We start from the raw sequence: 21,907 nt of genomic DNA, 5'->3' as shown, positions 1-21,907 counted from the left end.
TAACGTGTATATACTTTTTGCTTTGGGAGGGTGCTGTGGGAGCGGACTCGGCGCACGGTCCGTGAGCGCTCGTCCTCGTACGGGATGTCGTAGCGCCAGTCGTCGCCACTGGTGCGAGCCAGAACGAGGGGCAGAACATGATGGAACGCATCGTCGAGGCCAACGGAATCCGTCTGTGGTGCGAGACGTTCGGCGACTCGGCCGACCCCGCACTGTTGCTCGTGATGGGGCTCGGCGCCCGAGGTGCCACCTGGCCCGACGAGCTCTGCCGCCTTCTCCAGGAGGGAGGCCGGTACGTCATCCGCTATGACAACCGGGACACCGGGCTGTCCGGCCGCGTGGATTACGAGGCCAACCCGTACACCATGGTCGACCTCGCCCAGGACGCCGTCGGTCTGCTCGACGGCTTGGGCATCGCCACGGCGGACGTGGTCGGCGCGTCGATGGGCGGCATGATCGCCCAGGAGATCGCGCTCGAACACGCTGACCGGCTGCGCAGCCTGACCGTCATCATGTCGAGCGCCGAGCCCCTCGACCCCGCGACCAACACCTTCCGGGGCACGGTACGCGATCCACGGCTGGCCGCCTGGGACGCCGAACAGATCGCCAATCCGCCCAGCACCCGGGAGGAGCACGTCGAGTCACACCTCAAACTGGCACGCATTCTCGCCGGACAGCTGACGCCGTTCGACGAGACGGCCACGCGCGTGATCATCGAGCGGGAGATCGAGAACGCCACCGATGCGGGCCACGCCTCGAAGAACCACATCCTCGCGGCCTTCGCCTCCCGCGACCGTTCCGGGCTTGTCGGCTCGATCACCGCTCCGACTCTGGTGATTCACGGCTCGGACGATCCCATGGCGCCCTTCGCTCACGGCCAGGCCCTGGCGGCGGCGATTCCCGGCAGCGAGTTCCTGCCCATCGAGGGAATGGGGCACGGGTTCCCGCCACCGGTGATTCCCCGGATCTCCGCCGCGATCCTCCGGCACACCGGGCGATAGCCGACAAGCGTCGATCGCGGGGAGCCGCCCGCGTACGGCAGGTCGTGCATTCTCGACGTTCCACGCCCGCGCTGCCCGGTAGTTCGAGTTCGCCAGGCACTCGCCCGATCTGATCACGGAAGCCCAGCGGTTGCCGCGCGCGCTCCTGGAGCGCGGCGGGGAGCCCCTCGACTGGTGGCGTCGCACACATGGGAGGCAGCGGGGCCGCCTCGTGGGTTCGCGGGGCCTGGCGCCCGAGTGCGGTCGGCTGGGCCGGCGCACGTTCGGAGGCGGGGAAACCGCAGTTCGCCAACGAGCGGGAACCCGTTGACGCCGGATTCCGTTCCACATCTCCCTGACCCCCGATCCGTGTTCGCCGTCGCCCTGCGCGCGAATCCGCAGGGGCTTGCCTCTGATAGTCGATACCGTATAGTCGGTTCCTACTATTAGAGATCGGTGATGAAGATGACGAAGCGGAAGGTCTCCAACACCCTGGCGCTGGCCGTGCTGGGCCTGCTCCAGGAACAGCCAATGCACCCGTACGAGATGGCGGCCACCCTGCGGGAGCGGCACAAGGACAGCAGCTTCAAGGTCAACTCCGGGTCCCTGTACGACACGGTCGAGGCGTTGGTCCGGCATGACTGGATCGAGCCGGTGGAGACGGCGCGCGATGGCAGGCGGCCGGAGCGAACCGTGTACGCGACAACCGAGCTGGGCCAAAGCGAATTCGTGCGCTGGATCGACGAGCTTCTGCGTATGCCCGTCGCGGAATACCCGAAGTTCATGGCCGCGGTGTCCTACCTCGGCGCTCTCGGTCCGGACAGGGCGGCGGAGGCACTGGCCGAACGGGCGGGGCATCTGGCCCAACGGATCGAGGAGACGAACACGGTGCTGGCCGACACGGTCGGCTCCGGTAAGGTCCCCCGCTTGTTCATGATCGAAACCGAGTGCGCACTGCACGCCTGGGAGGCCGAACTGGCCTGGACGCGGCGGACCATCGCCGAGATCCGCGACGGCAGCCTGTTCTGGCCCAAGGTCGAACAAACCGAACAGGGATGGACCTGGTCCGCCCCCACGTCCCCGGAAGGAACCACCCGATGACCGAGGTGCTGATCGTCGGAGCCGGCCCGGCCGGACTGTTACTCGCGAGCGAACTCCGGCTCGCCGGCGTCGACACGGTCGTCGTCGAACGCCACGCGCAACGGCCGGACTTCTGCCGGGGCTTCAACCTCAACGCCCGCGCCCTGGACCTGCTGGCGCGGCGCGGCCTCGCCGAGAGGCTCATCGGCGAGGGCTGGCAAGTGCCGCACGCCGCGTTCTCCGGCCTGCCGGTGACGCTCGCCCTCCCCGGCACGCACACCGACCACCCGTACTCGCTGGGCATCCCGCAGACCCGGGTCGAGGAGATACTCGAGGCGCACGCCCTCGACCTGGGAGCCGACATCCGGCGCGGACACGAACTGCGCGTGCTGGAACAGGATTCCGAATCCGTCACCGCCACCGTCACCACCGGCGACCGCGAGTACCGCGTCCGGGCCGCGTACCTGGTCGGCTGCGACGGCGGCCGCAGCACCGTCCGCAAACAGGCCGGCATCGACTTCCCCGGTACCGCGGCGACCCGCTTCTTCCTGCTCGGCGACGTCGAGCTCGCCGACCCCGAGGCATTGCCGTTCGGCGCGACCACCGGCCCTGACGGATCCGTGTTCGTCATCCCCCGCCCCGGCTACGTCAGGATCATCACCTCCGACCGGCAACCACCTGCGGACAAAGACACCCCGGTCACCCTGGACCTGCTCCAAACCGCCGTGGACGACGCGCTCGGCCGCCATGTCGGGCTACGCGCCGCACGCTGGCTGACCCGGTTCGGCAACGCGGCCCGGCAGGCGTCCGAGTACGTCCGAGGCAGGGTCATCCTGGCCGGAGACGCCGCACACATCCACCCGCCGGCCGGGGCGATCGGCGTCAACGTCGCCCTGGACGACGCGTTCAACCTCGGCTGGAAACTCGCCGCCACCGTGCGCGGCACCGCTCCGACGCACCTGCTCGCCAGCTACCACGCCGAACGCCACACCGCCGGTGCGCACGTGCTGGCCAACACGCGAGCCCAGGTGCTGCTCGGCGACGCCGACGACCGGCTCGCTCCGATCACCGACCTCCTCACCCGCCTCGCCCGCCACCCTGCGGGCAACCGCGCTCTCACCGAGACCATCACCGGGCTGGACACCCGCTACGAGATGCGCCCCGACTCCGGCCATCCCTGGCTGGGCCGCCTGGCGCCCGACCTCGCCCTGACCACAGGCGACGGCCGTACACGCCTGGCCGAGTTGCTCACCTCGGGACGCGGCGCGCTGCTCGACCTGACCGGAGCGGGCACCATCCGCGATTCGGCCGCAGGATGGGCAGACCGAGTGGACATCGTCACCGCGACCTGCCCCGACCATCCCGAACTCGCGGCCGTCCTCCTGCGGCCGGACGGGCACACCGCCTGGCTGCGCGCCGCCGGTCACGACCACGCCGACGGGCTCCACCAGGCACTGCAACACTGGCACGGCCCGGCCGCACAATCGGGTCGTTGTCGGTGATGACGCTCTTGCCACAGAGCACCCCCTCGGGGAGGCCATACCGTACGCTACGGTGCGATGTGGCCTTCGTCGTTGAGGTGCGGCGTCGACCAGGCGGTGTCTGGAACATGATGTCGCTGTAGCACTCCGAAAGCGCCTTGGTCTCAAGTCATGCGTGGCTTCGACGCGGCGCGGGAGGCCTTTCGTCATTCTTTCCGGGGTATGAGGCGGAAGATGCGGATTTCCCGGCCTGATCTTTCGGCGTAGGCCTCATAACCCGACCAATGGCGCGTCATGAGACCCCAGGCGTGAGAGCGCGCTTGCTCGTCTATGACGGGCTCGGCGTCGACCGTGAAAGACCGGCCCTTCATCAGTACCGTTGCCGTGGGGTGAGCCATCAGGTTGGCTGACCAGGACGGATGGTTCCGCTGCCCGAAATTGGTGCCGACGATGATCAGCGCATCTTGGTCCCGGACGTAGACCAGCGGGCTGGAACGGGCCCTGCCGCTACGGCGTCCGACCGTCGTCAGAACAAGGGAGTTGTCGACCCGTCCGATCAGCGCCCAGCGTCCTTTGCTGACCTTCTGTACCCATCGGTCGATGTTGGCCAGGCGGCGCCAGACCAACGTTGGCCAAGAGAAACCCATCTGACCTACCAAAGAATTCGAGGAGAGGGACACAGCCGTTCGGGAGACCGATGCAAGTCTGCTGTCTCCGCGGGGCCGCTGCCGTTGCCGCTGGAATCGGAGAAGGTGGCGCGCGGGCCGGCTTCAGCCGGTGAACCGGACAATGAGATCACCTCTCAAACAGGAAGAGGACACTTAGGGCGTGTATCGAAAGTGCTGGTCGTCGGCGTGGCGCCGCCTAAAATGACATGCAGTCTTCGCCGGTCGTGCTGGGATCAGTCCCTATGAATGATTACCTTCTCGATATAGCCGACTTGACGGACAAGATGGAGCGGAACCTGGCGGAACACGCCTGCCATCTGCACCGGAGCATGTCCGGTGCGACCGTCACGGAGGCGGGTGACCTCTTGGTCGCGGACAGCGGCCTGGACGACGACACGTTCAACATCGTCGCAGCGGCTCGCTTCACCGCCGGCCACGCCGCGGCCCGCATCTCCGAGACCGTCGGGTCGCTGGCCGGCACCGGCCGCGGTTTCTCCTGGTGGGTGGGACCTGCCTCGACACCGACAGACCTCACCACCCGCCTGACCGCGGCTGGCCTGCCGGTGTCCGAGCGTGAGACGGCGATGTGGGCCGAGCTGGACGACACCCTGCCGATTCCCCATGTCCCGGGCCTGGACATCCGAACGGTGACCACGCCCGAGCAGCTCGACGATTACGCCACGGTCCTCGCCGCAAACTGGAATCCACCCGCTGAAACCGTCCGTGACTTCTTCGCCCGGGCTGCGTCCCAGGCTCTGGACGCTACCTGCCCGGCCCGCTACCTGGTGGGCTACGTGGAGAACCGCCCGGTCTGCTCCGCCGAGGTGTTCCACCACGCCGGAGTCGCCGGCGTCTACAACATCTCCACTTTGGCCGCCCACCGCCGGCGCGGCTACGGCGGAGCCATCACGCTCGCGGCCCTTCACGCTGCCCGCGAGCGAGACCACGGCATCGCGGTCCTGCAGGCGTCTGCCGACGGCGAGCCTGTATACCGCCGCCTGGGGTTCCGCGCCTGCGGTCAGTTCGTCGAACACGCCATCAACACCTGACCTCCACAACTCCACGGACATCCTTTGTCGCCCTGATCGAGCTGGTCACAGCCATTCATTGATAGCCCCTACGAGGACAGTGGCCTCGTAGCGGCCCGCGAGCTTGTCGTATCTCGTGGCCACGGCCCGATTCCTTTTCAGGCGGTTGATGCCGCACTCGACGGCATGCCGAGCCTTGTAGTCCTCGGCGTTGAATCCGGGCGGCCTGCCACCGAGGGAACCGAGCTTCTTGCGGTTGCGTGTCTGGTCGGCCTTGTCCGGAATGGTGCAGCGGATGCCGCGGCGGCGCAGGTAGCCCCGGTTCATGCGGGAGGCGTACGCCTTGTCCGCACGGACCCGGTTGGGGCGGACACGCGGCCGACCCGGCCCGAGGCGGGGCACACCTACCCGCTCCAACACGGGCTCGAACTGCGGCGAATCGCCGCGCTGCCCTGCCGTGATCACGATCGACACGGGCTTCTGTCCCTGCTCGACCGCCAGGTGCAACTTGGTGGTGAATCCGCCGCGCGACCTGCCCAGCCCGTGATCTCCGGGCTCGGTGAACACACCGCCAGGCGGTTCCTTCTGCAGGTCACCCCGTTTATGGACCCCGGCTGCATGCCGGTGAGCGCGGCAGACTGTGGAGTCGACACTCAGGTCCCAGACGATCGCTCCTCTCGCGTCGGCCAGGGACTGAAGCCGAGTGAGGATCTGCTGCCAGGTGCCGTTCCGCTGCCACCGACGGAACAAGTCGTAGACCCGGCTCCACGGTCCGTACTCGACGGGCACGTCCCTCCACGGCACACCGGTCCACACACGGAACCGTATGCCGTCGATCAACTGCCGGCGCGACCAGACATGGGGCCGTCCCACTCTCGCGCCCTTCGGCAGCAACGGTTCCAGCACTGCCCACTGCTCGTCCGTGAGATCTCCTCCTCCCATGAACGGTGATCATTCACAGCTCAAGATCCGTTTCGATACACGTCCTAGCACTCTTAACGCAATGAGCTGGGGAGGCGCCAGCGGATCAGAGCACAACCGAGGCTGAGGAAGGCCTCGTGGATGTCAGCGCGGGTGCTGTACGTCTTCTTCACGCCGTCGCCGGAGGAGGTGGCCTGGGCCGAACAGTGCACCGGCAGCTCCGAGTCGTGCTTCGCGCTGGTGCCGGCGTTGAAGTGCTTTCAGAAGATGGCGCGCTTCCCGTCCCCGGACGAGATCCCCGACGTGGTGGTCGACCACGACCGGCGCTGCCTGGAGTTGGCCGAGAACATCTGGCCGGACCACGGGTCCTCCCCGAGCGCGAAGGCGCATCGCAAGCTGGTGCGCCAGCGTCAGGGTGTGAAGTACGACGCGGGCCAGGCCTGGGCGATCGCCGCGACGGCGGTCCGGAAGGCGGCCCACGCCAAGAACAACCCGGCGGATCTGATCAACGTGGCGATCGAGGAGTTACTCCGGCTCCGGCTGGAACTGCTCGGGTACACGACGCTGGAGGACCTGGCCACCAGCATCCGCGCCGAGGTGAACGCCACCATCTTCGCCACGATCCTGCAGCGGTCGGGCCCGAACAGAGGGTCTGCTCGTCGTCGGTCCGGACGGCAAGTCGACGTTCAACCGGCATGGTGACGATGCCCGAGGCATCGCCCATGTGGGACTGCTCCATCGCGTCTCCTGCCAGGTCGGACCGCTTACCACGCCCCGAAGGGTCAGCTGTTCGGTTCCCGTGTTCCGTTGAGGGCCTTGCGGAGCAGGGTGGCCAGTTGGGCTTGTTCGCGGGCGCTGAGGTTGGCGGTGGCGGACCGGGCGAATTCGAAGGACTCCTCGAAGGCGGCGTAGAGGGCGGCTCCATCGGAGGTCCGGACGATCTGCCGGGAGCGGCCGTCGCCGGGGTGAGGTCGACGGTGGACGAGATCGCGAGCCTCGAGCCTGCTGATGATCTGGGTGATATTGGACGCGTCGCAGTTGAGTTCGTCGGCCAGTTCCCGCATCCCGATCTGCCGGGTGAGCCGCCCGAGCACACAGGCCTGCGCCACGCTCAGCCCGTGCCCCAGAGCGGCGGTTTCGTATGCGCGGTCGTAGGCATCGACGAAGTCGAACATCGCCCGTTCGGCATCGGTCGACGCGGCGACGGGCCCCGAAGGTGCAGCCATGGAGCCGATTCTACCAAGAACTTGATGGACTCAAGTATATGTGCCAAGGTAGATACTTAATTGGGTCAAGTATCTACGGGGGCATTCTAATGACGGTCACCAGCAAGGGACGGGCCCGGGAGTGGCACCTGGCGCGACGGCCGCAAGGGCAGGTGTCGGCCGACGACTTCGCGCTGGTCGAAACCGAGATTCCCGAATTGCGGCCCGGTCAGGTCCTGGTTCGTAACACGCACTTGTCGGTGGACCCGTACATGCGTGGCCGGATGGACGACCGCCCGTCCTACATCCCGCCATTCCCGCTGAGGGCGCCACTGGAGGGAGGAGCGATCGGCGTGGTCGTCGAGTCCCGTGCGGACGGTGTCAAGCCGGGCCAGGTGGTTGAGCACTTCCTGGGCCTGCGCGAGGCCACCGTGATCGATGCGGCCGGGGTCGTACCCATCGACACCGACGATCTGCCCGCCGAAACCTATCTCGGCGTGCTCGGCGCGACGGGCCTGACCGCATGGCTGGGCATCACCCAAGTGGCGTCGGTGCGACCCGGCGACACGGTGTTCGTCACGGGAGCGGCCGGGGCAGTCGGGAGCATCGCCGGTCAGATCGCCCGGCTGCGGGGAGCCAAGCAGGTGATCGGCAGCGCGGGATCGTCCGCCAAGGTGCGCCATCTGGTCGATGACCTCGGTTTCGACACCGCCTTCGACTACAACGACGGTGCGGCTGGTGAGCACCTTGCACAGGCCGCCCCGGACGGCATCGACGTGGTCTTCGACAACGTTGGCGGCGCCCAGTTGGAGGCCGCGATCGACCATCTCCGGGTCGGTGCCCGGCTGGCCCTGTGCGGGATGGCCAGCCAGTACGACGGCCGGGAGCCATACGGCCTGCGGAACCTCTACCAGTTGGTCACCAAGCGGGTGACCGCGCGCGGCTTCCTGGTCACCGATCACCAGGACCAGATGCCCGCCTTCCGCGCCGAGGTGGGTTCCTGGGTACGCTCGGGCGAGATCGTCCACCGGCAGACGGTGGTGGACGGCATCGAACGGATGCCCGAAGCCCTGCTGGGCCTGCTGCGCAGTGGGGCGCCCACGATCGGTAAGGCCGTCGTCCGGCTCCAGGAGCAGGCATGATCCGCACGGTGCTGGTGACTGGAGCCCGAGGCAAGACAGGACGCGAGGTGGCCGCCCGGCTGCGCCGTTTCGGGATCCTCGTCCACGCTGGGTCGTCGCAGCCCGCCAGGACGTCAGACACCAGAACCGATCCGGTCCGTTTCGACTGGCACGACCGGGCGACCTGGCGCGAGGCGGCCGCGGCCGTGGACGCGATCTACCTGATGCGCCCCGACTATCCCACCGCCCCCGAACTCGTCGCCGATCTGGTCGAGGTGAACCCGGACGCGCATGTCGTCCTGCTGTCCGAGCAGGGAGCCGAGACCCTCTCGCCGGACCACTGGGCGCGCCGGGTCGAGGACGCGGTCGTCACTCGGGCCGCTTCCTGGACCCTGCTCCGTCCGTCCTGGTTCCACCAGGTCCTGACCGACTCTCGGTTCTACCGCGACGCCATCCGGGACGACCGTGTCCTGAGCCTGCCCTCGGGCGGCGCCCCGATCGCGTGGGTGGACGCACGCGACATCGCCGACGTCGCTGTGGCCGCGCTTCGCGCGCCGGAGGATCACCACGGCCGAGCGCACACGATCACCGGTCCGGACCCGTTTCCCGTCGCGAACGTCGCGCAGGAGCTCTCCGCGCGTCTCGGCCACCGGATCCGCGCCGAGGACCCGTCCCCGCGGGAAACCCTCGACGGCCTCGACCCCTGGATGGCGGACATCCTCGACGACCTCTACCACCGCGTCCGACACGGCGGTTTCAGCCGGCTCTCCCCGGCCGTGAAGCAGATCACCGGGCACGAGCCCATATCAATAGGCGAGTTCATCAACGCCCACCTCGACCAATGGAGGAGAAGCCCGATGTCGGCCCCGTAGCCGCCCACCGGCCGGGCCGGTGATCCGTCAGGGTGCCGGGCCTGCGCGAGCTCGAACAAGCCCAAGGGCCCGGCGCGGATCTATGGGCATGGTTCCTCAGCTCGTGGGCGATGAACGCCAGTGCAGGCCAGCCGCCGTACACGCCGGTAAGGCGTAGGTGACTCCGGTCAGGCGTTCGGACAGTTGCCACAGGTGTGTGGCCGTATCGGTGTCGCGGATGGCGCGTTCGCGGGTGCGGCGTACGGGCTCGCCGCGCAGTTGCAGTGGCCCGTCGGGAACGATGTAGCTGCCGCCGGACAGGTCCGGTACCGTCGCCGCGTACAGTGAGGTCTTCGCCCCTTCCGGCGTCGGGCGGAAGGCCGCGCGCACCACCAGGCGCGTGAGGGTCGCGTACAGTCGTCCTCTGTCGCTGTTGGCGCCGCCGGTGAGCACGTTGGTGCGGGTGAGCCCGGGGGCGACGGCCATGCTGCCCAGCCGCAGCCCGGCGGCGTCGGCCCGGCGCTGCAGCTCCATGGCGAAGTAGAGGTTGGCCCGCTTGGACTGCACGTAGGCGAACACTGTGCGATATCTGCGCTCGGCGTTGAGGTTGCGCAGGTCGAAGCGGGCGAAGCGCTGGCCTTCGCTGCTGACGGTTATCACCCGCGGGTCGGGCGCGGCGAGCAGGTGCGGCAGCAGTAGGCCGGTCAGGGCGAAGGCGCCCAGATGGTTGACGCCGAACTGCGACTCGAACCCGTCGGCGGTCCGGGCGTACGGCACCATCGCCACCCCGGCGTTATTCACCAGCAGATCGAGCCGTCCACGGTCCCACCCGGCGGCGAACTCACGGATGGAGGCCAGGCTGCCCAGGTCCACCCGGCGCAGTTCCAGGCGGGCGCCAGGCACCTCGCCTTACATGCGGGTCAGCGCGAGCCGGCCCCGTTCGGGGTCGCGGCAGGCCAGGACGACCTGCGCGCCGTGGCGGGCCAGTTCGCGGGCGGTGATGTAGCCGATACCGCTGTTGGCTCCGGTCAACACCACGACACGACCGGTCTGGTCGGGGATGTCGTTGAAGGTCCAGGCGGGAGGGCTGTGCATGATGTGCCACCTCAGAGGAATGGGACCAACACATCGCAACTTTGAGTTGCGATAAATTGATCCTGTCATTCGCCTTCGAATATCGCAACTTGGAGTTGCAATGTGGTCTGGTCAACCCCCTGCCCGGCCGGTCGGCCGCGGCGCCAAAGTACGCGTCGCCGTCCACGCCGCCACCCTCGCCGAGCTCGTCGACAAGGGCTACGCCGCGTTGACCGTCGAGAACGTCGCCCAGCGCGCCGGGGTCCACAAGACGACGGTGTACCGCCGGTGGAAAGATCGCGAGAGCCTGCTCATCGACGCTCTGGCCGAACACATGGCGACGGACATTCCCGTGCCCGACACCGGCGCGATCGAGACCGACCTGCGGGCGCTGGCGCGCTCGATCGTCCAGGCGTTCACCAGCCCGGCCGGGCAGGCCATCCTGGCCGCCATGTTCACGGGGGCGGCCCACCTTCCGGAGATCGCCGCAGCCCGCCGGCAGGTGTTCGACGACCGGCTGGCCAGGGTTGAGCCGGTGCTGAGGCGTGCCATCGAGCGCGGCCAGCTTCCCGGGGACACCGATCCCGCCGAGGTGCTGAAGACCCTGGCCGCGCCGATCTACCTGCGCCTGCTCATCACCGCCGAACCCGTCGACGAGACGATCGCCGACCAGGCGGTGCGCGTCACGCTCGCCGCCGTGCACGCGGGCGCCCTACGGCCGGGGCGCGACGATGAGCCGGTCGGCGAATGAGGACGCCGGTCTGGTGCGGTTCGGCCACTGCCCGTCTCCCTCGGCGTCGGCAGACCTTCGGCAGTGCCCTTCGGCAAGGCCTTGATGAACCTGCCTCCACTCGCAGCCAAGCTCGGCCTGATCGCCGTCGCAGACCATCAGCGACCGGCCCTTGTTGAGCTTGTCGTACACCGTGGCCGCAAACGAGGCAGGAGCGGGGTGATGGGCGTTCGCGGTGGAGGTACCCGTCGGCAACGGCACCGGCCACCTCGCCTCGGACTTCAACAAGGTCAAGCCCAACGGCAGGTACGGCCCGCGGTCGGGCGCTCCATCGTCGGTGAGCGTCCAGCGACAGGGCTCCAACGCCCTCCAGGCCACCGCCACTGACGGCGTTTCGCCCCCAGCGCCGGGCCGGCTGTGCTGAAGGTGGCCGAGAAGGGTCGCCGGGGTCCTGGCGTCCGTCGCCGTACCCACTGATCAACTGAGTGGCGACTGGCCGAACTGTGGGAGTCCGGGCCATCGCGGAGCACTGACGGGCGAAGAAACCCCAGGTCACTACCGCCAATTCCCACACCCAGCCTTCTCGGGGGCCTACCCGTTTCCCCGGCACCCAGCGTTGGACGGCCGCCCACCCGCCCTTGCGCGCTCGCGTTCCCAGCTACTCGGTGTTGCTGAATAGCGGTACTCGGTGCTACTTTGTACCGGTAGTCAGTAGCACCAAGTAGCCGAAGGGGGTCCATGGACAAGCAGATGACGGAGATGCTCAAAGGCACACTTGAGGGCTGCGTGCTAGAGATCATCGGTGGCGAGGAGGCCTACGGGTACGCCATCACGCGCCGCCTGAACGAACTCGGCTTCGCCGACGTCGTCGAGGGGACGGTGTACACCATCCTGCTGCGGTTGGAGCGGAACGAGCTCGTCCAGGTGACGAAACGGCCCTCCGAGGTCGGTCCGCCGCGCAAGTTCTACACGCTCAACGACGCCGGACGCGAGGAACTCGCGAAGTTCTGGGCGAGATGGCAATACGTCTCATCACGTATCAACAGCCTCAAGGAGGGCCGGAGATGAACTTCTGGGAGACCGTCACAGGCAGCGATCTCACCCGGGAATGGAAGGCGTTCGAAGCCCGGGCCAAGGCCCTGCCGGACGACCACCGGGCGGCGTGGGAGCAGATCAAAGGGCAGCTGTTCCCCTACGGAAGCTTCACCGGCCGCAACCTGACACCGATCTTCGACGCCGCGCTGGGGCTGCTGGAGGAGACGGCGGCGGACGGGCAGAGTGCCCAGGAGGTGCTCGGCGACGACATCGCAGGCTTCTGCGCGGCGCTGACCGGCGGGGAAGAGGCCCGCACCTATCGCGACCGGTGGCGCGAGCAGTTGAACAGGAACGTCGCAAGAAAACTGAGCCGGCTGGGAGGCTGACGTGGGAATCCAAGACATCATCGAGGGCAAGAAGCAGTGGCGGGCGCACACGGCACGCGTCAAGGCGCTCCCGCCCGACTACCAGATCGTCTACAAGGAGATGCAGAAGTACCTGTTCAAAGTCGGGCCGGTCGATCTGCCCGACGGGCCCCTGCTCCCCGGGATCGTCGACTTCTTCGAGGAAGGCGCCGCCGCGGGCAAGGGGGTCCTGGAGCTCATCGGCAGTGACGTCGCCGCGTTCTGCGACGACCTGATCAAGGGCTCTCCCACCTACGCGGAGATCTACCAGGAATCCATCAGCGGGGAGGCCGGCGCGACCGAGAAGTAGTCCGCTCGCCCAGTGTCGGCGGAGTTCTCCGGCCGATGAACCGCCCCCTGACCACCGCACCGGCAGTCCTTTTTGCCACTGCGCGTGCCAAGCCGCGCCAGTCCTCCCGCCGAAGTCATCACGGACGTTCACGCCGATCGCCGGCAGCCGCCCGCTCGCGCCTCCCATGAATGGCCGACCCACCACTAAGCAGCCGGAACGCCAAGATCCTAACGATCAGCGATCAAGCCCCCGGCCCGTTTCTGCCGTATTTCGGGGGCACCCCAGGCCGGGCACCAGAGAGAAGGGTCCCGGCCTTGCCGGGACAGCCCGTGCGCCGCCCGTACGGTGACGGTCCCCGATCTGACTCCCGCGCCCCGGTACCGCCCGCGGGGCAGGAGAGCGCCGACTCGACCAACGTCATTCGGTGACAGGACGGCGTTTCCTCCCCTCCGGGCTGAAGATGAAAGTGTCTCTGAACCGTCCTCTCCCGTGGCGGACGGCGAGGAGGACGGGCTCACTGTGGAGCGGCGGCCAGGTCGACGCGGCGTCCGGGTCGGTCCCGTTCCAGAGATGGAAGAAGATCATCGGTTCGTTCACCTGCTCGGTCAGGTAACCCAGAGTCTTCCCGTAGAAGGGGTTGCTGCCGCCGAAGAGCACCGAAGGCGGGCCAAAGGTCTCCACTACCTCGCTGAACAGGCGGTCTTGTCCAACCCAGGTGCGTGATTCCTGACGTACGGACTCATGTTCCTCGGCCGTGAGCACCCGGTCCGCTCGCAGCCATCCGTGAACGTGGGCGAACTCCGCGTAGACCGAGGCCGGGCCGTGTTCTTCACTGTTCGGTAGCAGGGTCCTGAACGCCCCCGTCACACCGATCGAGGTGAAGGCACCTCGAGACTCCATCGCCCGGCGCTCCTGCTCCCAGGCATCGTCTTGGTTCTCGGCGTAGACGAGGTGGTCGAGCAGTAGCAGCAGAGCCGTCTCCCCGCCGAACATCCCGGGACGGCGAAGCGCCGAATTGAGCCGGTCAGTCAGGTAGTCGCGAATCTCGGCGGCGGAACGTGGCCCGGAGGGAGCGATCATCACGCCATCTTCACCTAAGCCTTGACGCGCTTCCGAGGCGGTCGCCGGGCTCACGAGCCTGCTCGTGCCCGGCGTCAGCGATCGCTGAGCCGCGTTCCTTGATCCTTCTCGGTGGCGACGGCGGAGGCGGAAAGGAGCGTCGCGGCGGCGAGGCCGCCCCAGAGGGCGGCCGAGCCTCGGGTGGCGAGAGCGGTGATGACCGCCGGAGAGACCGCGAGGCCGAAGCCCGTGGAGAGCTGGAAACGGGCGAGGGCCCGTCCCAGGAGATGGGCCGGAGCGAGAGCGGTGACGAGCGCGGTGGCGCTACCGGCATAGATGATCTCGCCGATGGTGCAGACCACGGACACCGTGGCGACCGCCGGGGCGCCCCAGCCGCTTCCCAGTGAGGTGGCCGCGAGAAAGCCGAGGTAGGACGCGGCGAGCACCACACCGGCGAGAGCCAGTACGGTCCGGCGGGAGAAGCGGGACATCAGGACGGTGACCGGAACCTGCAGGCTGACCACCAGCACCGTGTTCGCCACGAAGATGGCCGCCGACCACACCGGGGACGCGTGCAGCTGCGTCACCAGGATCAGGGGGAGTGCGATTTCGGGGACGTTGAGGCAGAAGACGTAGATCACGTTGGCGGCCAGCAGCGCGCGCATCCGAGGCGCGGGCTCACCGGCCCCGTCCACGGCAGGAGGGGTGGCCGGATACGTGCGCAGGTGAACCGACCATGCCAGGGCGGCCGCAGCGAGATAGGCGAGCCCGGTGACGGCTGCCAGCGCCTGCAGTGCGGCGGTGCCGCCCGCCAGGCATGCGGTGGCGAGGAGGGCGCCCACGCCCAGGCCGGCATTACGCAGGGCGCGGCCTCCCGCGAGAGCGGCGTCACGTTCACGGCCGTGGGCGACCGTGGCCACGAGGGCCGCGTGGGCGGCCGGCCATGCCTGGTTGCCGATGCCGAGGAAGAGCGCCGCCGTCGCGAACAGCCAGACGTGCCCCGCCGGGGCGGCCAGCAGTAACACCACGCCCAGCACCCGCACCAGCATCGACGCCGCCACGACCGTGCTGCGGGCGCCCCGGTCAAGCCACCGGCCGACCACGGGCATGCACACCAGGCCCACGACGACACCGGCCGTCATGGCGATTCCGGTGACCGGCGCGGACAGCCTCAGCACCGTCACCCCGTAGAGCAGCAGAAAGGGCCGTAGCAAGCCGGTGCCGAGCGCGTCCACGACCAGGGCGACGGCATAGCGGGGGCCTCCGGAGGCACGGACGAGGGCGCGCGGCTGAAACTCGGTGGTGGTTGCCATGGCGTCAACGATGTGCTCGGCCGCCGGGCGGGCTACGCCGGTTGACGAACACCGTCAACCGACGCGGTCGTCGGCCGTCCGACCAGCGATGATGAGGAGATGACGTTGAGGATCGACATCGGCGGCCTGCCGTCCGGGCGGCTGCGGTTCGCTGTCTCACCGCTGGCCGAGCTGACCGCGATGCTGCACGTGCTGGCCGAACCCGGGCACCACCCGCAACTCGCCGGCTGGGCCGGGGACGTCTGGGCCGGGCTGCGGCCGGAGCTGGCCGAGCGGCTCAGGGAGGCGGAGTTCCTCTGGCGATCCTCACGAGCCGACTTTCTGGTTCCCGCCTGCCCCCGGCCCACCCTCGCCGAGGAACTGGACGATGTGGACCAGATCGACGATGAAACCTATGTCACCGCCGCGCTCATCACCACGTGCGGCAGCAACCGGGTTCACTTCTCCGCACCGTCGCCGCTCGCCGACGCGACGGCGCGCGAGCGGGCCCTCAACCTGGCCCAGGCCCGCGGCGCGACCCAGGAGGCCTTCGCGGAACGGCTGCTCGCGGACCCGGCCGCCGTGCGGGCGCGGGTGCGCCACACCCTCGAACAGTGCGCCGAAGCCTTCTTCGACGCCGCCTGGGCGAGCGTCGCCGTACAGCTCGCCACCGACCTGCGCCTGAAGAACGACCTGCTGAAGCGCCAGGGCATCGGGGCGGCGCTCGCATCGGTCTCCGGCGCCGTGACCCTGACACCGGACGGCGACTGCATCATCGTGGACAAGCTGCAGGACAACGCGACCGCCGCCCACGGCACCGGGGTCACCTTCCTCCCCAGCGTCTTCGGCCGCCCGCACCTGGTGGTGGTCCACGCGCCCGGGTGGCAGCCGGTGGTGCAGTACCCCGTGGCCGAGGCGAGTCCGTCGGAGCCGGTGTCGCTGGAAACGGTGACGCTCCGGCTGGAGGCACTCGCGCATCCGGTACGGCTGCGGCTGCTGCGCACTCTCGCCCGCGGTCCGCACACCACCGGTGAGCTGGCCCACGCCTGGGAACTCTCACCCCCGGAGGTTTCCCGCCACCTCGCTGTCCTGCGCCGCGCGGGTCTGCTCACGGCCCGGCGACACGGTCGTTACGTCCGTTACACCGTCAACCTGCCCGATCTGACAGCGCTGGGCGCCGATCTGCTGACGGCCGTACTGCGCTGAGCCGACGCCTCGTAGGCCGTGGAGCGGCCGATCTTGAGGGTGCGGGCGGCCTCGGTGATCGAGACGCCGTCGTCGACCGGACGGCGCAGGCGGGGCGCCGCTCAGTGACCGCCACCGGCGGCGTGCTCCCGGCGGTCGAGGTCGGCCTGCATCTGGGCGAGCCACTCCCTGCCCCTTCTGCGCCCGTCGGGGAGCTGGTCGTCGCGGTCCCAACGCCAGGAGACCGCGAGGGCGAGGCTGAGGATCCGGCAGTCGGCGAGCAGCCCGGAGTCGGCGCCTGGGTAGTGCGCGGCGACGTCCTCCGGGGCATGCGCGAGGTCGAACTCGACGGGTCCGCGGCAGGCGGTCTCCAGGTCGATGAAGAGCAGCCCGTCCGCGGTGGCGAGCAGGTTGCCGGGGTGCGGCTCGCCGTGCAGGAGCTGTTGCCGCGTGCCGCGGTCCAGGATCGCGCGGCTGATTCCGTGGAGGGTGCCGGTCAGCAGGGCGCGTTCCGCGGCGCCGAGGTCCGGGCTGGCGGCAGGGTCCTCGACCACCCGGAGCGCGTCGGCGACGCGGTCGGTGAAGTGTGGTGCGGCGAAGTCGACGCGGCGCAGGCCGGCGTGCAGCCGGGCCAGGGCGTCGGCGTAGGCGGCGGGCGGGTGCTTCTCGGGTGCGGCGGTGGGCTCGTGGTAGGTCCAGAGGGTGACGGCGAAGCCGTCGCGGACATGGACGCGGGGCTCGGCCCTCGGATCGAGCCCCGCCACCGGGCTGCCGGTCCCGGCGAGGCGCCGGGCGATCTCGACCTCGGAGTCGAGGCGGTGCGCGAGGGGCGCGACCCGGGCGAGCACACCGCTGGGCCGCAGCAGGACGACGATCCGGTTCGAGTTGTGCAGCACAGCGGCGTCGTCGGCGCCCAGACCGTACTCGGCGGCCGTGTCGACGGCCGCGGCCACCGCCCGCGGGATCTCGGTGTCCTTCACGTGTTCGGTACCTCTCCCTGCTGGAGTCGATGTATGCGGCGCAGGCCCTTGGCCCGGCCGGACGTCTGATGCGTCGTGACCAGGTCAGCGCGGCCGGACATAGCGGATCCCGGGGCCGTGGTCGTCCCGTGCCGTCAGGGACCGGTCAAGGAGAGCGCTCGCGTCCGGATAGCCCCGAAGCAGCGCCGTACCGCAGCCATCGCCGTTGAGTCGGCAGTCGGCCAGGGCGAGAGTGGATGTGAGCGCGTTGGCCTGCTCGGGAGGGCGCGCAGCAGCGGGAAGGGGTCGAAGCGGCGGGCGTCGCGGGTTCGTCCGGTGGGTGGCCAGCGTTGCACCGGCACCCGTGTGCGGTCGACTGCTCCTGGAGAAGTGCGAGGGCCCGCCGGTCACGTCTGTATGCAACACCACCGGGCCGGTTCCGCGCATTCGGTTTATCGCCGGTGTCGGCGGAGGGGCTGGGTGTCAACCCCCTGGGAACGTAGTGAGCCTCCCCTCATCCCACGGCGAGCGTTCCGGAGAACAAGGGGAGTGGACGCCATGCGCGCCGGGAGTTCCCGGAAGCCGCCGCTGATGACCGTTCCCTGAGTCGAAGAAGGGACAGCCGGCCGGAGTGTTCCCGCACGTCACCGGTACGTGAATCCATCTACTTCGCGACTCGGCACACCTTCATGACTACCGGGTCATGACGAAGGGCGTTGAGGATCGATGTGCGAAGAACGACCTTGACGTCGGCCTGCCGGAAGCCGAGGTTGTCCTGGCGTGGACGTGACGGCCGAGGGGCGCTTGAACGGGTTCCGAGCGCGAGGCTCCCGTCACGGTGATGTCGCATGTGTCCGATGGCCGTTGGTGTCCTGCCCAGAAGTGCCTTGGGCGGGGTCACTCATGGCTGTGCGCGCCAGGCTCGCGCCTTTGACAGGGCACGGGCCTGGCTTTGCTCAAGGTCCTGGCCGGGAGTCCAGCTCGGCGCTCACCCGTCGGCGCCGGGATGGAAGTCGTCCTTCATCGGGGGACCCTGCCGCTGTGGGGCCGGTGGCCGTCACCCATCGGGTGAGGGCCGCGACGACGTGGGCGGATTCGGAAACGGCTCGCGTGACCGTCACCGGATTGTTCAGCGTGGGAGCCGCCATCCGATGGCGGCGTCGCTCGCCCGTTACAGACCGATCCAGCTGTTGGCCGAGCAGGCGCTGCGGGTGACCCACCGATGCGAGGAGATCTGACGAGCCATGGGGCCCTTGGTGTTGCCGTTGGAGTCGACGAACCTGAACTTGCTCAGGTCGGACTCCCAGTCGCCCACACCCAGGCATCGGTACCCGGCGGCGTAGTCGTAGTTCTCGTAGTCGTACAGGGCGACGACCTCGTACTTCCCAGGTATGCCGGTGTTGAGGACGGACATGGCGTTGTTGCCGGCACTGTCGCGGAACCCACCCGAGTTGTCGGCCCAGTTGGGGTCGTCACCCGAGTCGTAGCCGATTTCGCCCCCGTAGCAGAAGGTGTCCGCGTAGGCGTTGATATCGCCGTCCTGCCCGTAGATTTTCTTCATCGTGAGGCAGTGCGACTCCATGGCGGTACCGGCCGCCGAGGAGGGGGAGGACACGGGAACTACGGAGACCGCCAGACCCACGGCTACAGCCGCGAGACGGATCTTGCGCATGGTTCTCTCCTTCGTGAGCCCTGGTTGAAGGGCGATCCGCGACCTTGCGCCGCGGAGGTCAGGGGGTGGAGTGGTTGATCTCTTTCGCACGCTCAAGCGCCTCGCGCAGCAGCCGGGCATGGGTCCGGAGATCGGCCGCGTTGGGGCCCTCCACCTTGGGCCGGTACTCTGCTTGCAGCGCACGCAAGGTCGAGGTGAGCGAGGTGGCGCGTGCGCAGGTGGCCTCCGCCACCGCCAGCTTCACCTCGACGGCATGAGCCTGGGCGGGAGCCAGCCCTTTGGTCAGGCCGGGAAGAGCCGCCCGGATCTCCATTGGCGTGGTGTAGGTGTGGCCTTTCCCGCGCATGCATCGCGACCATGAGGACAGGGCCGTGGTGAAGCGCGCGTCCTTGGTGATCGCCCGCATGTACAGCGGCGCGATGTTGGAGGCGAGCGCGTCCAGGGGGAACCATCGCTCACGGTCGCCGTAGAGCTTTTCGTTGCTCGACAGCTGACACCCACCGAGGGCGTTGTTGATCGTTCCTCCGTCGGGCAGGTGCGCGGTGAGCACTTTGACGTCGTCGCCGCCGCCCATGGCGAGGGTGTACCGGGCTCGACGGGCCGCGGGCAGGCTGTCGCGGTAGGCGAGGTTGGGGTCGTCTCGCTTTTCCCGCATGACCTCCTGCTGATCGAGCCCCCCGTACCCGTGCTCACGCGCCCAGCCCGGATCGTCCAGGACGAGGCCGAACCCCCGCGACGGCTCCCACATCTTCGGCACCCAGTACCAGAAGCCCTGCTCACGCATGCAGTCGCGGATGAGCAGGAGTTCCGCGCGTTTCAGGACCACGTAGTCGGTCTGGGTGAGCGGAGCGGGCGGCGCGCTGGGGCCGGTGGCGCAACCGGCGAGCGACCCCAGGATCAGAGCGTGGCCTGCGATCACCGCTACGGCCCGTCCACGCCCCGTGAAGAGCATTCTCCTGCCCCGTTCTGCTCGGAATCCATGTCGATGCGCGCTCCTCTGGTGAGAAGCCCTGCCCTGTGACCGCTGGAGACGGTCCCGGGTGGCGGCAGGCAGGGCTCAGTCTGGGCGGCTGGTGAATTGTCTGAAATCCCGATTCGCCACCGAAACAAAACATGGTCACCTCGACGACACTGGCACTATGCCCGTTTTGTCACATTTGGGAGGATGTGAAAGCCGTCCGGGACTCCATGGTTCCGGTCGGCCCGATGAGCGGCCCGGACCGCGTGAGGCGATCACCGAACCGGCGGCGGTCGCCGGGCTGACCGCCACCGGCATCGAGAGGACGGCGGGCGATCCCGGCTCCCGCCCCCGGTCTCCGCGGGACCTCGCTCACACGCGAAAGGCACCGAGGACAGAGCGGGGCGCTCCCGTTCCCCTCGCCGCCCGGCGCCGCGGAGAAGGGCTTGCGAGTACGGTCCTCGATATGACGCTTCTTCCGGATCTTCAGGGATGGATCGACCGGGCCGCCGAGCGGCATGGAGTACCGGGAGCCGCGGTGGCCGTCGGGATGGGGGATCAGCTGGCCGAGGCGGCCACCGGAGTGGTCAATCTGGACACCGGGGTTGAGGCCACCGTCGACAGCCTGTTCCAGATCGGGTCGGTCACCAAGGCCTGGACAGGCGCCCTGGTGATGCAGCTCGCCGGGGAAGGGCTAGTCGACCTCGATGAGCCGGTCCGAAGGTACCTTCCCGAGTTCGGGGTGCTGGACGCCGCCGCCTCGGAGAGCATCACCGTGCGGCAACTGCTGTCGCACACCGGTGGGTTCGACGGGGACCTGTTCGAGGACACCGGACGCGGGGACGACGCGGTTGCCAAGTTCGTCGCGTTCATGCGTGGCAACGCCCGGCAGGTCAGCGGGCCGGGGGAGCTGTTCTCGTACTGCAACGCCGGTTACTGCGCCCTCGGCGCCCTCGTCGCCAAGCTGCGCGGGCGCACGTGGGAGGCCGCCATGCGGGAGCTGCTGATCGATCCTCTCGGAGCGCGGCACATGGCGCTCTACGCCGAGGAGGCGATCATGTTCCGGGCCGCGGTCGGGCACGTCGGCGAGCCGCTGCGGGTGTCACCCCGGCGGCAGCTGCCGCAGTCGAACGCACCGGCCGGGTCCACGCCGAGCGCCGCGCCGCGCGACCTCGTACGGTTCGGGCGGATGCTGCTGGCCGACGGCGTGGCGGCCGACGGGACACGGGTACTGCCCCCGGGAACCTTCGCCGAGATGCGCAGGCCACAGGTCACACTGCCGCGGCTGGGAGAGCGGTACCCGGCCGCCTGGGGCCTCGGGCTGATGCTCTTCGACTGGGACGGCGAGGCCGTGGTCGGCCACGACGGCAGCACCCCGGGGCAGTCAGCGATCTGGCGCATCGTGCCCGGCCGAGGCCTGGTGCTCGCCGTCCACGCGAACGGCGGCCACACCTCGGCCTTCATCGACGAGGTGCTGGCGGAGATCCTCTCGGCCACCGCCGGGATCCGCCTGCCGTCGCGGGTGCTGCCGCCGGACACCCCGGTGCCGTTCCTGCCGGAGGCCTGCACCGGCAGGTACTCCGCGCCGTCGGTCACCTACGAGGTGAGGGCCGATGCCGACGGGCTGGAGATCACCGACATCCCGCACGGCCTCGCGGCGCAGTTCGGGGAGAGCGGCACGACCGCCCGCTACGTCCACGCCGGCGACAACCGCTTCGTCGGCGTCGAGCCGGACCGAGGGCTGCACCCGTTGATCTCCTTCCTCCAGGACGGGCGCTTCCTCTACAACCTGCGCGCCGTGCCACGGGTCACGAGTTAGACCGTGACTCATTTGGTGAGGCGGCGGTAGCAGATGAGGGCTGCGGCGATGGCGACGAAGGATGCGAAGTGGTCTGCGCGGCGTTCGTAGCGG

General features: G+C 68.9%; 21 protein-coding genes and 2 pseudogenes. 13 read left to right on the top strand and 10 right to left on the bottom strand.

What is annotated here, in order from left to right; genetic code table 11:
• Positions 1-137 precede the first annotated feature (137 nt).
• From ABZ463_RS39710 to ABZ463_RS39700, 3 genes are all read left to right on the top strand, one after another.
• Positions 138-1,001: an alpha/beta fold hydrolase gene (locus tag ABZ463_RS39710; protein ID WP_362784940.1), complete on the top strand. Its 864-nt coding sequence runs from the start codon at positions 138-140 to the stop codon at positions 999-1,001.
• A gap of 444 nt (positions 1,002-1,445) precedes the next feature.
• Positions 1,446-2,081 carry a PadR family transcriptional regulator gene (locus ABZ463_RS39705; protein ID WP_362784937.1) on the top strand — a complete coding sequence of 212 codons (636 nt, stop codon included), beginning with the start codon at positions 1,446-1,448 and terminating at the stop codon, positions 2,079-2,081.
• Positions 2,078-3,562: an FAD-dependent monooxygenase gene (locus ABZ463_RS39700; RefSeq protein ID WP_362784934.1), complete on the top strand. Its 1,485-nt coding sequence runs from the start codon at positions 2,078-2,080 to the stop codon at positions 3,560-3,562. Before ABZ463_RS39705 ends, ABZ463_RS39700 begins: the two co-directional genes overlap by 4 nt.
• 185 nt (positions 3,563-3,747) lie before the next feature.
• Here ABZ463_RS39700 and ABZ463_RS39695 read toward each other — a convergent pair whose 3' ends face one another.
• Positions 3,748-4,188, bottom strand: coding sequence for a nitroreductase family deazaflavin-dependent oxidoreductase (locus ABZ463_RS39695; RefSeq protein WP_352012194.1), 441 nt, complete (start codon positions 4,186-4,188; stop codon positions 3,748-3,750).
• A 293-nt stretch (positions 4,189-4,481) separates the two neighbouring features.
• Here ABZ463_RS39695 and ABZ463_RS39690 point away from each other — a divergent pair, with 293 nt between their 5' ends.
• The gene (locus ABZ463_RS39690; RefSeq protein WP_352012195.1) at positions 4,482-5,258 is read left to right on the top strand and encodes a GNAT family N-acetyltransferase; all 777 of its coding nucleotides are present in this window, start codon (positions 4,482-4,484) and stop codon (positions 5,256-5,258) included.
• A gap of 45 nt (positions 5,259-5,303) precedes the next feature.
• On the opposite strand, the gene ABZ463_RS39685 is transcribed toward ABZ463_RS39690, so the two are convergent.
• Positions 5,304-6,179, bottom strand: coding sequence for an IS5 family transposase (locus tag ABZ463_RS39685; protein WP_362784930.1), 876 nt, complete (start codon positions 6,177-6,179; stop codon positions 5,304-5,306).
• 120 nt (positions 6,180-6,299) lie between these two features.
• Between ABZ463_RS39685 and ABZ463_RS39680 the strand changes: the two genes are divergently transcribed.
• Positions 6,300-6,860 carry a DUF4158 domain-containing protein gene (locus ABZ463_RS39680; protein WP_362784927.1) on the top strand — a complete coding sequence of 187 codons (561 nt, stop codon included), beginning with the start codon at positions 6,300-6,302 and terminating at the stop codon, positions 6,858-6,860.
• 80 nt (positions 6,861-6,940) lie between these two features.
• Here the strand turns inward: ABZ463_RS39680 and ABZ463_RS39675 are convergent, their stop codons facing one another.
• A complete protein-coding gene (locus ABZ463_RS39675; RefSeq protein ID WP_352012198.1) occupies positions 6,941-7,384 on the bottom strand; it encodes a MarR family transcriptional regulator in 444 nt (147 codons plus the stop codon).
• An 89-nt stretch (positions 7,385-7,473) separates the two neighbouring features.
• Between ABZ463_RS39675 and ABZ463_RS39670 the strand changes: the two genes are divergently transcribed.
• Both ABZ463_RS39670 and ABZ463_RS39665 read left to right on the top strand, forming a co-directional pair.
• Positions 7,474-8,505 carry an NADP-dependent oxidoreductase gene (locus ABZ463_RS39670; RefSeq protein WP_352012199.1) on the top strand — a complete coding sequence of 344 codons (1,032 nt, stop codon included), beginning with the start codon at positions 7,474-7,476 and terminating at the stop codon, positions 8,503-8,505.
• Entirely contained in the window at positions 8,502-9,356 is an 855-nt protein-coding gene (locus ABZ463_RS39665; RefSeq protein WP_362784923.1) for an NAD-dependent epimerase/dehydratase family protein, read from the top strand. Before ABZ463_RS39670 ends, ABZ463_RS39665 begins: the two co-directional genes overlap by 4 nt.
• Positions 9,357-9,452: 96 nt before the next feature.
• On the opposite strand, the pseudogene ABZ463_RS39660 reads toward ABZ463_RS39665, so the two are convergent.
• Positions 9,453-10,430: pseudogene (locus ABZ463_RS39660) on the bottom strand (oxidoreductase).
• A gap of 100 nt (positions 10,431-10,530) precedes the next feature.
• On the opposite strand from ABZ463_RS39660, the gene ABZ463_RS39655 reads away from it, so the two are divergent.
• From ABZ463_RS39655 to ABZ463_RS39640, 4 genes are all read left to right on the top strand, one after another.
• Positions 10,531-11,160 (top strand): TetR/AcrR family transcriptional regulator, encoded by a 630-nt coding sequence (locus ABZ463_RS39655; protein ID WP_352012202.1) that lies wholly within the window; start codon positions 10,531-10,533, stop codon positions 11,158-11,160.
• Between the two features lie 717 nt (positions 11,161-11,877).
• A complete protein-coding gene (locus ABZ463_RS39650) occupies positions 11,878-12,207 on the top strand; it encodes a PadR family transcriptional regulator (protein ID WP_352012203.1) in 330 nt (109 codons plus the stop codon).
• Positions 12,204-12,560: a DUF1048 domain-containing protein gene (locus ABZ463_RS39645; RefSeq protein WP_352012204.1), complete on the top strand. Its 357-nt coding sequence runs from the start codon at positions 12,204-12,206 to the stop codon at positions 12,558-12,560. Before ABZ463_RS39650 ends, ABZ463_RS39645 begins: the two co-directional genes overlap by 4 nt.
• A 1-nt stretch (position 12,561) precedes the next feature.
• Entirely contained in the window at positions 12,562-12,888 is a 327-nt protein-coding gene (locus ABZ463_RS39640) for a DUF1048 domain-containing protein (protein WP_352012205.1), read from the top strand.
• Between the two features lie 399 nt (positions 12,889-13,287).
• On the opposite strand, the gene ABZ463_RS39635 is transcribed toward ABZ463_RS39640, so the two are convergent.
• Both ABZ463_RS39635 and ABZ463_RS39630 read right to left on the bottom strand, forming a co-directional pair.
• Positions 13,288-14,004, bottom strand: coding sequence for a hypothetical protein (locus tag ABZ463_RS39635; RefSeq protein ID WP_362784917.1), 717 nt, complete (start codon positions 14,002-14,004; stop codon positions 13,288-13,290).
• Positions 14,005-14,024: 20 nt separating this feature from the next.
• Positions 14,025-15,242, bottom strand: coding sequence for an MFS transporter (locus tag ABZ463_RS39630; protein ID WP_352012207.1), 1,218 nt, complete (start codon positions 15,240-15,242; stop codon positions 14,025-14,027).
• A 99-nt stretch (positions 15,243-15,341) separates the two neighbouring features.
• On the opposite strand from ABZ463_RS39630, the gene ABZ463_RS39625 reads away from it, so the two are divergent.
• Positions 15,342-16,427 (top strand): helix-turn-helix domain-containing protein, encoded by a 1,086-nt coding sequence (locus ABZ463_RS39625; protein WP_352012208.1) that lies wholly within the window; start codon positions 15,342-15,344, stop codon positions 16,425-16,427.
• A 101-nt stretch (positions 16,428-16,528) separates the two neighbouring features.
• Here the strand turns inward: ABZ463_RS39625 and ABZ463_RS39620 are convergent, their stop codons facing one another.
• The 3 genes from ABZ463_RS39620 to ABZ463_RS39610 form a co-directional block, all read right to left on the bottom strand.
• Positions 16,529-17,386 carry an aminoglycoside phosphotransferase family protein gene (locus ABZ463_RS39620; RefSeq protein WP_362784912.1) on the bottom strand — a complete coding sequence of 286 codons (858 nt, stop codon included), beginning with the start codon at positions 17,384-17,386 and terminating at the stop codon, positions 16,529-16,531.
• Positions 17,387-18,536: 1,150 nt separating this feature from the next.
• Positions 18,537-19,037, bottom strand: coding sequence for a hypothetical protein (locus ABZ463_RS39615; protein ID WP_352012210.1), 501 nt, complete (start codon positions 19,035-19,037; stop codon positions 18,537-18,539).
• Between the two features lie 58 nt (positions 19,038-19,095).
• Positions 19,096-19,956 (bottom strand): hypothetical protein, encoded by an 861-nt coding sequence (locus tag ABZ463_RS39610; RefSeq protein WP_362784909.1) that lies wholly within the window; start codon positions 19,954-19,956, stop codon positions 19,096-19,098.
• 505 nt (positions 19,957-20,461) lie between these two features.
• Between ABZ463_RS39610 and ABZ463_RS39605 the strand changes: the two genes are divergently transcribed.
• Complete coding sequence (locus tag ABZ463_RS39605) at positions 20,462-21,814, top strand: serine hydrolase domain-containing protein (protein WP_362784905.1); 1,353 nt, start codon at positions 20,462-20,464, stop codon at positions 21,812-21,814.
• Between the two features lie 8 nt (positions 21,815-21,822).
• Here ABZ463_RS39605 and ABZ463_RS39600 read toward each other — a convergent pair.
• Positions 21,823-21,907, bottom strand: a pseudogene (locus ABZ463_RS39600) (IS5/IS1182 family transposase); the annotation flags it as partial.

The organism is Streptosporangium sp. NPDC020145 (assembly GCF_040631275.1).
Taxonomy (GTDB): domain Bacteria; phylum Actinomycetota; class Actinomycetes; order Streptosporangiales; family Streptosporangiaceae; genus Streptosporangium.
Note: the sequence above shows the minus strand (reverse complement) of the source record. Positions and strands in the feature narration are given on the sequence as shown.